Raw genomic sequence first — 15,108 nt, 5'->3', positions numbered from 1 at the left:
GCTGCGTGGCTCAGACCGGTGCCGTCAGGTCCGCGTCCAGCGAGTGCAGGTAGTCGAGGCTGGTGCGGGCATCGATGATCGGGCCCGCTGCCGGCGGGGGTTCCTCGGCGAGGGCAACGTCTTGTTCGAGGACGTACCAGCCGTTGAATCCTCGGGACTCGAGCGCTTGGATGAGCCCGCGAAGGTCGACGTCCCCCTCGCCGAGGGCGGTGAACAGGCCGTCGATCACCGCTGCTCGGAAGTTCCGTTCACCGGAGCGCACAGCGGCGGCCAGGTCGGGGTCGACGTCCTTGAGGTGGACGTGGTGGATGCGGTCTGCGGCAGCCGTGATCAGGGCCATCTGGTCCACGCCGGCCAAGGCCAGGTGTCCGGTGTCGAGGCAGAGGCGGGAGCTGGTGCGGGTGAGGAGTTGGTTGACGTCGCGCGAATCCTGGACCGCCATGCCCCAGTGGGGGTGGGTCGCGACCGTGATGTCGTGCTGGGCCGCGATCTCCTGCAGTTGTGCGAACGCCTCGAAGAAGATGTCCCACTCGTCGTCGGTCAGGTGCACCTCGGTGTCATAGCCGGGGAGGTGGGAATCAGGGCCGACCACCGCGATCTCCGCTCCGCCGGCCCGCAACGTCCTGACCGCCTCCGCAAAGGCCGTCAGTTCCTGGTCCACCCGGTCCTGTCGGTACAGGACCGCGGGTACGAAGCCGCCCACCAGACCGAGGCCGAAGCGGTCCAGTCGAGCCAGCACCTGGTCGGTGGTCTCGCCGAGCCAGCCGTCCGGGCCGAGCTCGGTCGCCCGCAGGCCCAGCTCGACCATCTCGGCCAGGACCCGATCCGGCGGCATCAGATACCCCCAGCCCGGCGACCCGTCGACGCCCCAGGTGATGGGGGCGCCAGCGACGCGGTCCAGCAGACTCACGAGACGTCCTTCAGGTCCACGGGGTGCCCCTCCTGCAGCGACAGGCGGCAGGCCGTGGCGATCATCAGGGCCGCTCGGGCGTCGGCAACGGTGCAGGGGCTCTCGGCCGTCCCCTGGACCACCTGCAGGAAGGCGTCCATCTCGGCGGCGTAGCTGGCGCCGAACCGGGGCAACCACTCCCGATGAGGCGACGTCGGAGCGGGTGCGTTGACCGGTCTGATGGGGGTCTGATCGTCAAGCCCGACGGCGATGGAGTCCTCGGTCCCGAAGACCTCCATCCTGACGTCGTAGCCCAGCGGGTCCATCCGCACGCCGCAGAGCGTTGCCATCGTCCCGCCGTCCAGCCACAGCGTCACGACGGACACCGCCGTATCACCGTGCCGTCCGAACATGTCCATCCCGGCGTCGCTCCCCGCGGCATTGACGGCGACCACCTCCTGACCGGTGACGAAGCGGAGCAGATCGAAGTCGTGGATGAGTTGGTCGGCGAACTGGCCGCCGGAGGGTCCGACGTACTCGACGGGAGGCGGCTGGTGATCGTGGTGCTGCCCGATCACGAGGAGCACCTGCCCCAGTGCCCCGGCACGGACGGCCTCGCGTGCGGCGGCGAACTCGGGGTCGAAGCGACGGTTGAATCCCATCTGGACCGGTGTGCCGGATGCCTCGACGGCGGCGATCGCCCGGTCGGTCGACGCCAGATCCAATGCGATGGGCTTCTCGCAGAAGGCGGGAACCCCGGCCTCGGCCGCCATCACCAGGTGCCGCTCGTGGAGATCTGTGCTGGACGCGATCACGACGGCGTCGCACGTCGACAGCAGCTCTGCCGGCTCCTCGACCACCGTGCCGCCGACCCGGTCGGAGACGTCTGCTGCGCGCTGGGCGATCGGGTCGCTGACCAGCACGTGATCGACGCGAGGATCACGACCGAGTGTGTCGGCGTGCAGGGATCCGATCCGTCCCGCACCGAGCAGCCCGACGTTCACGCACCCTCCTGGTGGCTCTTGAGTAGGGGTCGTTGTGGTTGGAACGCTCCATGGAACGTTCCAAATCCAGAAACTAGAGAGCTAGTAGCCGCCGTGTCAAGGGCTATTTCGGCTCCATCTCAGGTGACCCCGTCCGCGGTCGGGCAGACGGTCGTTCACCGGCCGGAGGGTCGAGGGCCACTCGCCGACCGCTGGTGGAGGAGGCCAGGGCGGCCTCGAGCACCTGCTGGACTGCGGCACCGTCGGCGAAGTCAGGGCGGACCTGACGACGCGGGGCGATGGCCTGCGCCCACCCTCGTGCCATGGCATCGGTGGTTCGGAAGACGTCGCGGTAGGTGTCGTGGATTGGACTGCGACGGACCGGGCCCCAGATGTCGTCCGGAATCGGAAGCGGCCGAACGGGCCCCTCCCCGACCCGGGAGCCCGTGACGATCTGCACCTCGTCCCAGTCGATCTTGTAGGCCAGCGTCCCGGCGCTGCCATGGACCTCGATCATGTGCCGCTGGTCCATGCTGGTTCCCTCGTGTGCGACGGCAGAGGCGTGAAGCACCCCCTGTGCCCCACCCTCGAACCCCAGGATGAGGATCGCAGCGTCGCTGGCCGCGGGATAGGACTGCCCGTCGGGGTCGGTCGTCGCGCGAGAACCCAGGGTGTCCATCTGGGCGGTGACGTGGCTGATCGGCCCGGCCAGCTCGATGGCGAGGTGGATGAAGTGGGACCCGATGTCGCCGAGCGCTCCGGTCGGGTTGCGTCGAGCGTCGAACTTCCAGTTGTAGGCGGGGTCGAGCCCGAACCCGGTGTGATACCGCAGTCCGACGTGATGGACGCGCCCCACGTATCCCTCACGCACCAGGCGGCGGAGCCAGCGGAACCCGGGCATGAAGGCGTAGGTGAAGGGGACCATCGTCACCGCCTGGCGTTGGTCGGCCAGCTCGGCCAACTCATGGGCCTCTCCGGCAGTGCCCGCCAAGGGCTTCTCGCAGAGCACGGCAAGATCCCGTCGCAGTGCAGCGAGGGCAGCCGGATGATGGACCGAGTTGGCCGCCGCGATGATCACACCGTCGAGGTCGGCCCTGTCCAGCATGTCCCGCCAGTCGGCGTAGGTCGCCGCGATGTCCCACTGCGAGGCCCGCTCAGCCAGCGGCCCAGGGCGTCGTCCGGCGATGGCCGTGACGGCCACGTCCGAGAGTGAGCTCAAGGCCGGCAGGTACATCGCGTCCGCCCACCAACTCGTTCCGATGAGACCGATGCGGATCGTGGGTTGGGGTGTGGCGTTCATGAGCGTTCGTCGTCGAGCATGGCGAACCGCCTTCTCCAAGATTGCTGTTGGAACGTTCCAAGGTTATGGCTATAGTCCCCCAAGTCTCTCCGGGAGCCGCCGGAGACTCAAGGGTCAGTTGCCACGGGCACCCGTGCCCGAGGGAGAGAGAAGCGCACGTGTCACACGAGTTGCGGGTCGGCGTGATCGGCTTCGGCTGGATGGGTCAGGCCCACTCCCGGTCCTACCGCGCGCTGCCGTCGCGGTTCGGGGACCGGGACATCACGCCCGTGCTGGCGGCGGTCTGTGACCCGGTCGAGGAGCGGCGCGCAGAAGCGCTGGCCAACTTCGGGTTCGCGGAGGCCCACGCCGATTGGCGGGACCTGATCGCTCGCGACGACCTCGACATCATTGACATCACTGCGCCGAACGGCATGCACCGGGACCTGGCTGTGGCGGCGGCGGAGAGCGGGAAGCACGTCTTCTGCGAGAAGCCCGTGGGGCTCACCCTTGCCGACACGGCGGCCATCGAGGCGGCGGCACGCCAGGCCGGTGTCGTCAGCGGGTGTGGCTACAACTACCGCTGGACCCCGCTGGTCCAGCACCTGAAGACCCTCATCGACGAGGGTCGGTTGGGCGCCCTCACGCACTACCGGGGCCGCTTCTTCTCGATGTACGGACGAGACCGGTTGGGCCTGCTGAGCTGGCGGTTCAAGCAGGACGAGGCCGGCTACGGCTCGCTGCTCGACCTGATGTGCCACGCCGTGGACATGGCGCTGCACCTGGCCGGTCCGATCACGCGCCTGACCGCGACGAAGGAGACCTTCGTCAAGCAGCGACCGTTGCCCAAGCCGGGGGAGGGGACGCACTACGACCGGGGCGCCCCGGGAGACCCGACCGGGCCGGTCACCAACGAGGACTACGTCGGAGCGTTGGTCGAGTTCGCTGGTGGCGCCCGTGGCACGCTCGAGGTCGACCGCAGCATCTTCGGCCCGCAGAGCGCGATGGCCTTCGAGTTGAACGGTGAGCGGGGTGCGGCCAGTTGGGACCACGAGACCCTCAACCAGATGGACCTCTACCTCCCCGAGGAGAGCCCGGCCGACGGGTACCAGCGCGTGCTCGCCGGGGACTGGTTGCCCCACCACGGCAACTTCGTGCCCGGGTACGGCAACTCGCTGGGCTACGAGGACCTCAAGGGCATCGAGGCGGCGGAGTTCTGCACCGCCGTCGCGGAGGGGCGGCCGTTCGAACCCGGCTTCGGTGCGGCCCTCCGGGTCGCGCGAGTCCTCGACGCCATGATCCGGTCCTTCGATTCGGGGGGCTGGGAGGACGTGGACCTGTCCGAGCCGGGCCAGGACAGTGCCGGCCACGACAGTGCCGGCCACGACGGTGCTGGCCACGACAGCGATGGAGGAAGCACATGAAGACGGTACGACTGACCGCGGCCCAGGCCCTCGTGCGCTGGCTGACGGCGCAGTACACCACGGACGGGGTGGCCGGCGGTCGCGTGACGACGCTCCAGACCGAAGAGCGCGTGTTCGCCGGCGTCTTCGGGATCTTCGGGCACGGCAACGTCGTGGCCCTGGCCGAGGCGCTCGAGCCCGTCCAGGACGAGCTCCCGACCTGGCGCGGCCACAACGAGCAGTCCATGGCGCTGGCCGGTGTGGCCTACGCCAAGGCCATGCTGCGGCGCAGGATCATGGTGGCGACCTCGTCGGTCGGCCCCGGCTCGACCAACATGGTGACGGCCGCCGCGGTGGCGCACGCCAACCGGCTGCCGCTGCTGCTCATCTCGGGCGACAGCTTCCAGCACCGCTTGGTCGATCCGGTGCTCCAGCAGGTCGAGCACTTCGCGGACCCGACCATCACGGTGTCGGACACCTTCAAGCCGGTCACGCGGTACTGGGACCGGATCACCCGGCCCGAGCAGTTGCTGAGCTCACTGCCCCAGGCCCTGGCGACGATGCTCGACCCGGCCGACTGCGGCCCGGCCTACCTCGGACTGCCCCAGGACATCGCGGCGGAGGCCTACGACTTCCCGGAGGTCTTCTTCGAGCCGCGGGTGCACCACATCCGCAGGCACGGTCCCGATCCGCGCGAGATCGCCCAGGCGGCGCAGGCCATCCGATCGGCGCAGCGGCCGGTCATCATCAGCGGCGGCGGGGTCCACTACTCCGGCGCCGTCGACACGCTGACCAGGATCGCCGAGGAGCGCGGCATCCCGATCACCGAGACCGTCGCCGGGAAGGCCACGGTGTTCGCCGACCACCCGAACTTCGCCGGCCCGATCGGCGTGACCGGCAGCACCTCGGCCAACGCGATCGCCGAAGACGCCGACGTCGTCATCGCGGTCGGGACACGCCTGCAGGACTTCACGACCGGGTCGTGGTCGCTGTTCCGCGACCCGGACATGACGCTGGTTTCGGTCAACGTCGGCCGCTTCGACGCCACCAAGCACCGGGCGGTGAGCGTCGTCGGTGACGCCGAGGTCAGCCTGACGGCGCTGGACGAGGCGCTGGGCGAGTACCGCGCACCCGCTGCCTGCCTGGAGCGCACAGCAGAGGTCCGGCAGGAGTGGTACGGCTACCTCGACCGGCTCTCGACGGCCGACACCGACGTGCCCACCTACGCCCAGGTGGTTCGAGCAGTGAATGACCTCTGCGACCCCGACGACTACCAGGTCGCGGCGGCCGGCGGCTTGCCAGGCGAGCTGAACATGGGGTGGCACGCCAAGTCGGTGCACTCCTTCGACTGCGAGTACGGCTACTCCTGCATGGGCTACGAGGTGGCTGGGGCCTGGGGCGCGAAGATGGCCGTTGGCGACGATGCCGACGTCATCTGCTGGGTCGGCGACGGCTCGTGGATGATGATGAACTCCGACATCTACGCCCAGGTGTTCACCGGTCACAAGGTCATCACGATCCTCTGCGACAACGGCGGGTTCGCGGTCATCAACCGCCTCCAGACCAACACCGGGGGTGAGGAGTTCAACAACCTGCTGCGGACGGCGAGGCACGAGAAGCTCTTCCGCGTCGACTTCGCCGCCCACGCGGCGGCGATGGGCGCGAACGCCGAGAAGGTCGGCTCGGTCGAGGAGTTCAGGGCCGCCTTCACACGGGCCAAGGAGGCGGCGGAGTCGACGGTCATCGTGATCGAGGTCGACGAGTACGCCTGGACCGAGGGCGGGACCTGGTGGGAGGTCGGCATCCCCGAGGTGAGCCAGCGGGATGCGGTCCGGGTGGCGCGGGCGGAGCAGGACGCCGAGCGGAAGCACCAGCGTCGTGGCGTCTGACCGGGATTCGACACGATCGGGGGCTGATCCGCACATGCGCGGGTCAGCCCCCGATCGTGACCAGTTTGACGTCATCACCATGGGCCGGGTCTCGATGGACCTGTTCAGCCAGACGATCGGCGCCGACATGACCGAAGTCGAGGGGTTCGACGCCATGATCGGCGGCAGCCCCTCCAACATCGCCATCGGCACCGCCCGCCTCGGAGCCCGCGTCGGTATCCTCACCGCCGTCGGGGAGGACGAGATCGGCCGCTTCGTCCGCGCCGGCTTCGCGCATGAGGGCGTGGCCACCGACTTCATCCGGACCGTCCCCGACACACGGACGGGGCTGGCCATCCTGGCCGTCCAGCCGCCCTCCACCTTCCCCCTGACCTTCTACCGGGAGAACCCCGCCGACATCCACCTGTCCGTCGCGGACGTCGACGCGCTCCCGCTGGAGACCACGCGGGTGCTCCAGCTCTCCGGTGCGGCGCTGTCCCGCGGCACCTGCGCACACGCGACCCTGCACGCCGGGCAGCGGGCCGCGTCCCTGGACACCACCGTCGTGCTGGACCTCGACCTCCGTCCCGACCAGTGGGCTGATCCGCCGGCATTCGGCGTCGCTGTGCGGGCGTTGCTGCCCAGCGTCGACGTGGCGATCGGGACCGAGGAGGAGTTCCACTCGGCCCTGGCAGAGCACAGCCCGGCGCTCGACGGCTCTGCGCTGGGGGAGGCGGATCGTGCTGATCTGGATCACCTGCTCGACCGCCTGCACGCTCGCGAGGGCGGGATCATCACCGTCCTCAAGCGAGGGCCGCGCGGCGTGACCGTCCGCACTCCCGGCAGCACCACCGACGTGCCCGGCTACTCCGTCGAGATCGCCAACACCGTCGGCGCGGGCGACGCCTTCGCTTCCGGTGTCATCCACGGTCACCTGCAGGGCTGGAGCTGGACCGAGGCCGTCCGATTCGGCAACGCCTGCGGCGCGATCGAGGTGACCCGGCACGGCTGCTCGGCCGCCCTGCCGACCCGGGACGAGGTCGACGCATTCATCAACGCCAACGCCCAGAAGGAGCACCCGTGACCGAACCACGCCATCACCTGACACCCGCCTCAGACGGGCCACTGCACGACGTCACCCCCGAGTCCGCCGGCTGGCGCTACCTCAGCTTCGCGGTGCACAAGCTGGCCCCGGGGGAGCAGCTGAGCCATCGCGGCGACGACCGGGAGATGGCGCTGACGCCGATCACGGGCTCGGCGTCGGTCAGCGCGGGCGAGCTCGAAGGGACCATCGGTCGTCCGTCGCCGTTCGACCACATGCCGGAGATCCTCTACGCACCACCGGGGACCGACGTCGGTGTGGAGGCAGGGCCGGAGGGGTTCGAGTTCGCCCTGGGCGGCGCACCGGCCGAGGGTCGCTACCCGGTCGCGCTGAATCGGCCCGCGGAGATGGAGACCATGATCCGCGGCGGCGGCGGAGCCACACGCCAGGTCAACAACGTCCTGGCCCACCCGCTCAAGGCTGAGCGCCTGATCCTGTTCGAGGTCTACGTGCCGCGCGGCATGTGGTCCGGATGGCCGCCGCACTGCCACGACGGCTACGCGGGCTCCCCCTACCTCGAGGAGACCTACTACTTCAGGCTCGACCCGGACGACGGCTGGGCCATGCACCGCAACTACCGAGTGGACGAGGACTTCGACGAGACGTTCGCGATCGGCAGCGGTGACCTCGTGCTGGTCACGAAGGGCTTCCACTCCTCGGCCGCCTCGCCCGGCCACAACATGTGGTTCCTGAACTACCTGGCAGGCGAGCTGCAGGACGACGAGCGGGCCCGGCCCCCGTTCTTCCAGCCCGAGTACACCTGGATCGACGACAGCTGGGACGAGGGCGCCTGGTCCCTGCCCCGTGTGGAGGCCTGACCCGTGGCCGCACCGGTACGAGCCGGCTCCTTCGACGCCCTGACCGGTGACGCCGGCCTGTTCCGCATCCTGGCGATCGACCACCGCGATGCACTGCGCGTGATGTTGCCCGACGGCTTCGACACGCCGGACGATCAGGTGATCCAGCTCAAGGCGGACCTCGTGGCCATCACCGCAGGCATCGCCACGGGGGTGATGCTGGATCCGCGCTTCGGTCTGCAGCCACCAGTCCTCGACGTGCTGCCGGACGGCGTCGGCATCGTCGCGGCACTCGAGGCGCAGGGGTACATGGCCGACGACTCGGTCACGCACACCACGCTGCTGGAGGGGTGGGACGCCAGCCAGGCGAAGGCGCTCGGCGCCGACATGGGCAAGGTGCTCTCGCTGTGGGACGGCGAGCACTGGACGGAGCAGGACGCGATGATCGAGACGGCGGTCGCCCAGACCCACGACGTCGGGCTGCCGTTCGTCCTCGAGCCGCTGGCACGTGGGCTGCCGCCGACCGGCGGGTGGGTGCTCGATTGGGTCCGCCACCACGCCGAGACGTCGGCCGACCTGCTGAAGTTGCCCTATCCCGGGTCGGCCGACGCATGCGCGGAGATCGCCAGGATCACCGAGCGGCCCTGGGTGATCCTGTCGGCCGGTGCGGCGTTCGAGACGTTCGAGCAGCAGGCAGCCGAGGCCATCGATGGGGGTGCCGTCGGCTACATCGTCGGGCGGGCGGTGTGGCGGGAGGCCGCAACCACCGACACCGCTGCCCGGAAGGCGGCGATCGAGGAGCACGTCGTCCCGCGGATGGAGGCGCTCCTCCGGCTGGGCTAGCAACGCGGCCCCGCAACCGCGTACGCTGCAGCCAGCGCGTCGGAGCGCACCCAGTCCGCGGGAAGGGCCAAGCCCATCCGACCGACAGCTGAGCACGTGCACCCTCCTCTTTCGACCCATCGTGCGGACAGTGGGTGAGACCGAAAGGGGCCGCAATGCCGTCAGTTCCACTTCCTGAAGACCCGTCGCTCGCCCATCTGAAGAATCAGGCCAAGTTCGTCCGAACCACGGCGCGGCGAGGTGACTCGGGCTCGCTCGCACTCGTCGAGGAGTTCCACCCGCGAGCAGCCGCACTTGACGTGGCAAACCTCAAGCTGACCGATGCGCAGCTCACCATCGCGCGGCTGCACGGCTTCCCGTGCTGGGTCGCCCTGCGCAATCATCTCTCGGTCGTCGACCGGTTCCGCCGCGACGTGCGGTCGGCCACGCCGGCGGATGCGTTCATCCTGCAGGCGTGCCTGTCCTACGACCCGCGGGATCCCGCCCAGGCGATCGAGCGGGCCCACGAGCTGCTCGCCGCCGCTCCGGACCTGGCGACGGCGTCGCTGGCAGCGGCAGCAACCGTGGGTGACCACGCGACCGTCCGGCGTCTGCTGACCGACGACCCCGGCGCGGCGCGACGGGGCACAGGCCCCTACGGCTGGCCGCCACTGCTGTACGCGGCCTACTCACGGATCCAGGCCGATCCGGCCGCGTGGTCGCTGACCACGACCGCACAGGTCCTGTTGGAGATGGGAGCCGACCCGAACGCGGGTTTCCTCTGGCGCGGTCTCGTACCGCCCTTCACCGCGCTGACTGGTGCCATCGGTGGTGGCGAGCGGGGCGAACCGGACCACCCCGACGGCCAGGGACTGGCCCGGATGCTGCTCGAGGCGGGTGCCGATCCCAACGACGGGCAGGCCCTGTACAACAAGGGTCTGGGCGGGCCGCCGTTGGACGACCCGGCGCACCTGATCCTGCTGTCGGAGTACGGCCTCGGGCGCGACCACGGCGGCCCGTGGTACCGGCGACTGGGCGATCAGCTGACACCACCCGCTGCGCTGCTGTACGACGAGTTGGAGGTGGCAGCCGTCCGTGACTACCCCATTCGGATGCGCTGGCTGCTGGACCAGGATCTGGACCTGTCCCGGCCGGTCGGTCGTGCGCGAAAGCCGGTCAGGGCGACCGCGGAGGAGGCGCACGCGACCGCCGTTCTGGCGCTGCTGCCGGCGCAATCGTGAGCCGACGGGATCCATACGAAGATCCGGAATTGGAACGTTCCAACATTTCCGGTATCGTTCCGGCATGCCCTACCGCAGTGCTCCCACGATCCTTGACGTCGCTGCGAAGGCCGGCGTGTCCAAGTCGTTGGTGTCGCTGGTCATGCGGGGCTCGCCGAACGTCTCCGACGACCGGCGTCAGGCGGTGCTCGAGGCAGCCGATGAGCTGGGGTACCGGCCGAACGCCGCTGCGGCCAGCCTGGCCCGACAGCGAACGCACCTGATCGGCGTCATGGTCAGCGACTTCGGCAACCCCTTCTTCTCCGACATGCTCGAGGGGATCGAGGAGGCCGCCCTGCTGGCGGGGTACCGCGCCCTGTTCAATACCGGCAGTCGAATCGCCGAGCGCGAGACGATGGCGACCGAGACGCTCCTGGAGCTGCGCACGGAGGGCCTGATCCTCGGCTCCCCGCGGTTTGCCGACGACCTGTTGGCCCAGTTGCCGAAGACCGTGCCGGTGGTGACCGTCGGCCGTGACACGGCAGTCCCCGGCATCGATGTGGTGATGAACGATGATCGGCACGGCGCCGAGTTGGTCGTCCAGCACCTGACCGAGCTGGGACACCGCCGAATCGTCCACCTCCACGGCCTGCCAGGGGCCGGCGCCGCGGCCCGTCGCGATGGGTTCGTCGAGGCGATGGAGTCACGAGGGCTCGAGCCCCGCCTGGCCGCCGCCGGCTTCACCGAGCGAGGTGGCATCGTCGGCGCGGAGGAACTCCTGCGCGGGGGTGACCTCCCGACGGCGATCTTCGCCGCCAATGACATCTCTGCCGTCGGCGTCATGCAGACGTTGGAGCAGGCGGGTCTGCGCGTTCCGGATGACATCTCCATCGTCGGCTACGACAACGTGGCGTTCACCGGCCTCGGCCAGATCTCGCTCACGACCATCGACCAACCGCGACACGAGATGGGCACGATCGCAGTCGACCTGTTGATCGAGCGGCTGGACGGCACACGATCACGCAGCAAGCACGTGACGGTCGAGCCGGCGCTGGTCGAACGCGGCAGCACCGCACCACCCGCGAGGAGAAGCTGATGACCATCAACCACTGGATCGACGGCCACCTGGTCACCGACGAGCCGGCGAGGACCGCTCCGGTCACCAATCCGGCAACCGGCGCGGAGACCGACCGTGTGGCGCTGGCCAGCACCGAGGACGTCGATCGGGCCGTGGCCAGCGCTGCTACCGCGTACGACACCTGGCGCCACTCGCCACTCACCCGCCGCCAGGGGATCATGTTCGCGCTGCGGGATCTGGTCGACCGTCGTCGCCACGACCTGGCCAAGGTGATCACGGCCGAACACGGCAAGACGATCGACGACGCCCTCGGTGAGGTGCAGCGTGGCCTCGAGGTCATCGAGTTCGCCTGCAACATCGCCCACCTGCTGAAGGGCGATTACTCCGAGCAGGTCTCGACCGGTGTGGACACCTGGTCCATCCGGCAGCCGCTCGGCGTCGTGGCCGGCATCACCCCGTTCAACTTCCCGATCATGGTGCCCTGCTGGATGCACCCGATGGCGATCGCCACCGGCAACACCTTCGTCCTCAAGCCCTCGGAGAAGGACCCCAGCGTCTCCCTGCTGATGGCCGAGCTCTACGCCGAAGCAGGTCTGCCCGAGGGCGTCTTCAACGTGGTGCACGGCGACAAGGTCGCGGTCGACCGACTGCTCGAGCACCCGGACGTCGAGGCCGTGTCATTCGTCGGATCCACCCCGATCGCCAGGTACATCCACACCACGGCCTCCACCAACGGCAAGCGTGTGCAGGCACTTGGCGGGGCGAAGAACCACATGGTCGTCCTGCCGGATGCGGACATGGAGTTGGCCGCCGACGCCGCCGTCTCCGCCGGCTATGGCTCCGCCGGTGAGCGCTGCATGGCCATCTCCGTCGTCGTGGCCGTCGGGGATGCCGCCGACCGTCTGATCCCTCTGGTCGAGGAGCGGATCGCGACCCTCCGGGTCGGCGCAGGTGACGCCGACGGCTCGGAGATGGGGCCGCTCATCACTGCCGAGCATCGCGATCGGGTGGCCGGATACGTCGATGCGGGTGAGACAGCGGGTGCCACAGTCGTCGCTGACGGCCGCAATCTGGTGGTCGAGGGACACGAGGGCGGCTTCTTCGTCGGGCCGACCCTGCTGGACCACGTGACGCCCGGGATGTCGGTCTACACCGACGAGATCTTCGGTCCCGTGCTGTCGGTCGTGCGGACCGACAGCTACCAGGCGGCCATCGACCTGGTCAATGCCAATCCCTACGGCAACGGCACGGCCGTCTTCACCAGCGATGGTGGCGCGTCACGCCTCTTCCAGCAGCAGATCAGCGTCGGGATGGTCGGCATCAACCTGCCCATCCCCGTGCCGCTCAGCTTCTACAGCTTCGGTGGCTGGAAGAACTCCGCCTTCGGGTCACACGGGATCTACGGCCCCGAGGGTGTTCACTTCTACACCAAGCAGAAGGTGCTGATCAGCCGCTGGCCCGACCCGATGCACCGCGGGGTCGACCTGGGATTCCCGGCTAGTGCGGACGACTGAGCAGCACCAGTGATCGGCCCGTAGCTCGAACGGACACCCGCTTCAGCGGGGACGTGTCGTCGTCCTCCCAACTGCCCTTCGCTGTGTCGACCACCACACGCCAGCCACCGCGCAGATCGGCTGGCACCTTGAACGTGACGTCCTCCGGGTCGGCGTTGAAGATGATGAGCATGTCGTCGTCGACGATGGGCTCGCCGTGCGGGCCTGCGGTGTGGATCCCGTGGCCGCTGAGGAACACCGCCAGTGAGCGGGCCAGCATGCTGGACCAGTCCTCGTCGGACATCTCCTTGCCGTCGGGCCGGAACCAGCCGATGTCGGAGTGGCCCATCCCTCTGATGTCCCGTCCTTCGAACCAGCGGCGCCGACGGAAGACGGGATGCTCACGCCGGAAGTCGATCAGCTTCTGGGTGAACTCGAGCAGGTCCTCATCCACGGCCTTGTCGGACCAGTCGAACCAGCTGATCTCGTTGTCCTGGCAGTAGGCGTTGTTGTTGCCGCCCTGGCTCCGGCCGATCTCGTCACCGCCGAGGAGCATGGGCACACCTTGGCTGAGCAGGACGGTGGCCAGCATGTTCCGCTGCTGACGGCTCCGGACTGCCTGGATCTTGGGGTCGTCGGTCGGGCCCTCGATCCCGTGGTTGTAGGACCGGTTGTCATCGGTCCCGTCATTGCCGCCCTCGAGGTTCGCCTCGTTGTGCTTGTCGTTGTAGCTGACCAGGTCGGCCAGGGGGAACCCGTCGTGGGCGGTCACGAAGTTGATGCTCGCGACCGGCCGGCGGGTGTCGGACTGGTAGAGATCGCTCGAGCCGGTCAGACGAGCGGCGAACTCGCCGAGCTTGGCCGGCTCGCCCCGCCAGAAGTCCCTGACCGTGTCGCGGTAGCGGCCGTTCCACTCCGACCACACCGGCGGGAAGTTGCCCACCTGGTAGCCGCCTTCACCGATGTCCCACGGCTCGGCGATGAGCTTGACCTGGGAGATCACCGGGTCCTGCTGGATGATGTCGAAGAAGGCGCTCAGCTTGTCGACGTCGTGGAGTTCGCGAGCCAGGGTGCTGGCCAGATCGAAGCGGAAGCCATCGACGTGCATCTCGTTGACCCAGTACCGCAGGCTGTCCATGATCAGCTGCAGGACGAACGGGCTCCGCGCGTTCAGGGAGTTCCCGGTACCGGTGTAGTCCATGTAGTAGCGCGGGTCGTCGTCCATCAGCCGGTAGTAGGACTGGTTGTCCACACCTTTGAGGGAGAGGTGTGGCCCCAGGTGGTTTCCCTCCCCGGTGTGGTTGTAGACGACGTCGAGGATGACCTCGATTCCGGCGGCGTGGAGCGCCCGGACCATCTGCTTGAACTCCTGGACCGCACCGCCCGGCCGGTCGGTGGCCGCGTACTCGTCATGCGGCGCGAGGTAGGCGATCGAGTCGTACCCCCAGTAGTTCGACAGCCCCTTCTCCGTCAGGTGTTGGTGGTGGACGAACTGGTGGGTCGGCATCAGCTCGACCGCGGTGACCCCGAGGTTCTGGAGGTGGGTGATGACCGGCTCGGTGGCCAGTCCGGCGTAGGTTCCGCGGAGCTCTTCGGGAACGTCGGGGTGCGTTGCCGTGAAGCCCTTGACGTGCACCTCGTAGATCACCGTCTGGTGCATGGGCGTCCGCAGCAGGCGATCCCCCTCCCAGTCGAAGTACGGGTTCACGACGATCGACCGGGGCACGTAGGGCGCGGAGTCCGTCTCGTTGAAGCTGTCGGGGTCGTCGAAGTGGTAGGCGAAGACCGCCTCGTCCCACTCGACGCCGCCGGTGACGGCCTTGGCGTACGGGTCGATCAGCAGCTTGTTGGGGTTGAACCGGCGCCCGGCGGCAGGGTTGTACTCACCGTGCACCCGATAGCCGTACCGCTGGCCGGGGCCGACATCAGGGAGGTAGGCGTGCCAGCAGTGGCCGGTCACCTCGGTGATCTCGATCACCGTCTCGGTGTCGTCCTCGTCGAAGAGGCACAGGTCGACGCGACTCGCGTTCTCGCTGAACAAGCTGAAGTTGGTCCCCACGCCGTCGAACGTGGCGCCGAACGGATAGGGACTTCCCGGCCAGACGCGGAGGTCGTCGGATGACGTTGATTCGGTGGACACAGTGCTCTCTTGTCGTCGGGAACAGGTGGGGTGG

The 15,108-nt window shown here is 68.7% G+C and carries 12 protein-coding genes; 8 read left to right on the top strand and 4 right to left on the bottom strand.

All coding sequences use genetic code 11. The features are described 5' to 3' along the window. Window positions 1-10 precede the first annotated feature (10 nt). From C1746_RS00710 to C1746_RS00700, 3 genes are all read right to left on the bottom strand, one after another. A complete protein-coding gene (locus tag C1746_RS00710) occupies window positions 11-910 on the bottom strand; it encodes a TIM barrel protein (protein ID WP_116712795.1) in 900 nt (299 codons plus the stop codon). Beyond that, a complete protein-coding gene (locus tag C1746_RS00705) occupies window positions 907-1,893 on the bottom strand; it encodes a Gfo/Idh/MocA family oxidoreductase (RefSeq protein WP_116712794.1) in 987 nt (328 codons plus the stop codon). The genes C1746_RS00710 and C1746_RS00705 overlap by 4 nt, the downstream gene beginning before the upstream one ends. Window positions 1,894-1,996: 103 nt before the next feature. Next, the gene (locus C1746_RS00700) at window positions 1,997-3,172 is read right to left on the bottom strand and encodes a Gfo/Idh/MocA family protein (protein ID WP_116712793.1); all 1,176 of its coding nucleotides are present in this window, start codon (window positions 3,170-3,172) and stop codon (window positions 1,997-1,999) included. A 158-nt stretch (window positions 3,173-3,330) separates the two neighbouring features. Between C1746_RS00700 and C1746_RS00695 the strand changes: the two genes are divergently transcribed. The 8 genes from C1746_RS00695 (at window position 3,331) to C1746_RS00660 (ending at window position 12,955) form a co-directional block, all read left to right on the top strand. Next, window positions 3,331-4,575 carry a Gfo/Idh/MocA family protein gene (locus C1746_RS00695; protein WP_116712792.1) on the top strand — a complete coding sequence of 415 codons (1,245 nt, stop codon included), beginning with the start codon at window positions 3,331-3,333 and terminating at the stop codon, window positions 4,573-4,575. Further along, window positions 4,572-6,443 (top strand): 3D-(3,5/4)-trihydroxycyclohexane-1,2-dione acylhydrolase (decyclizing), encoded by a 1,872-nt coding sequence (iolD, locus tag C1746_RS00690; RefSeq protein WP_116712791.1) that lies wholly within the window; start codon window positions 4,572-4,574, stop codon window positions 6,441-6,443. Before C1746_RS00695 ends, iolD begins: the two co-directional genes overlap by 4 nt. A gap of 34 nt (window positions 6,444-6,477) precedes the next feature. Further along, window positions 6,478-7,506 (top strand): 5-dehydro-2-deoxygluconokinase, encoded by a 1,029-nt coding sequence (gene iolC / locus C1746_RS00685; protein ID WP_116712790.1) that lies wholly within the window; start codon window positions 6,478-6,480, stop codon window positions 7,504-7,506. Next, entirely contained in the window at window positions 7,503-8,342 is an 840-nt protein-coding gene (iolB, locus tag C1746_RS00680) for a 5-deoxy-glucuronate isomerase (RefSeq protein ID WP_116712789.1), read from the top strand. The genes iolC and iolB overlap by 4 nt, the downstream gene beginning before the upstream one ends. Window positions 8,343-8,345: 3 nt before the next feature. After that, window positions 8,346-9,164, top strand: coding sequence for a hypothetical protein (locus tag C1746_RS00675; protein WP_116712788.1), 819 nt, complete (start codon window positions 8,346-8,348; stop codon window positions 9,162-9,164). A 155-nt stretch (window positions 9,165-9,319) separates the two neighbouring features. Then, window positions 9,320-10,384 (top strand): hypothetical protein, encoded by a 1,065-nt coding sequence (locus C1746_RS00670; protein ID WP_116712787.1) that lies wholly within the window; start codon window positions 9,320-9,322, stop codon window positions 10,382-10,384. A gap of 64 nt (window positions 10,385-10,448) precedes the next feature. Next, a complete protein-coding gene (locus tag C1746_RS00665) occupies window positions 10,449-11,459 on the top strand; it encodes a LacI family DNA-binding transcriptional regulator (protein WP_116712786.1) in 1,011 nt (336 codons plus the stop codon). Further along, entirely contained in the window at window positions 11,459-12,955 is a 1,497-nt protein-coding gene (locus C1746_RS00660; protein WP_116712785.1) for a CoA-acylating methylmalonate-semialdehyde dehydrogenase, read from the top strand. Before C1746_RS00665 ends, C1746_RS00660 begins: the two co-directional genes overlap by 1 nt. Here the strand turns inward: C1746_RS00660 and glgX are convergent. Further along, window positions 12,939-15,074 carry a glycogen debranching protein GlgX gene (gene glgX, locus C1746_RS00655; protein WP_116712784.1) on the bottom strand — a complete coding sequence of 712 codons (2,136 nt, stop codon included), beginning with the start codon at window positions 15,072-15,074 and terminating at the stop codon, window positions 12,939-12,941. The two genes, C1746_RS00660 and glgX, sit on opposite strands and share 17 nt — an antisense overlap. Between the last annotated feature and the right edge of the window lie 34 nt (window positions 15,075-15,108).

This window comes from Euzebya tangerina (genome assembly GCF_003074135.1).
Lineage (GTDB): Bacteria > Actinomycetota > Nitriliruptoria > Euzebyales > Euzebyaceae > Euzebya > Euzebya tangerina.
Note: the sequence above shows the minus strand (reverse complement) of the source record. Positions and strands in the feature narration are given on the sequence as shown.

Excerpts from the sequence above, each read along its gene's own strand:
- C1746_RS00700 (WP_116712793.1), bottom strand. The coding sequence starts at position 3,172 with ATGAACGCCACACCCCAACCCACGATCCGCATCGGTCTCATCGGAACG.
- iolD (WP_116712791.1), top strand. The coding sequence starts at position 4,572 with ATGAAGACGGTACGACTGACCGCGGCCCAGGCCCTCGTGCGCTGGCTG.
- iolC (WP_116712790.1), top strand. The coding sequence starts at position 6,478 with ATGCGCGGGTCAGCCCCCGATCGTGACCAGTTTGACGTCATCACCATG.
- C1746_RS00670 (WP_116712787.1), top strand. The coding sequence starts at position 9,320 with ATGCCGTCAGTTCCACTTCCTGAAGACCCGTCGCTCGCCCATCTGAAG.
- C1746_RS00665 (WP_116712786.1), top strand. The coding sequence starts at position 10,449 with ATGCCCTACCGCAGTGCTCCCACGATCCTTGACGTCGCTGCGAAGGCC.
- C1746_RS00660 (WP_116712785.1), top strand. The coding sequence starts at position 11,459 with ATGACCATCAACCACTGGATCGACGGCCACCTGGTCACCGACGAGCCG.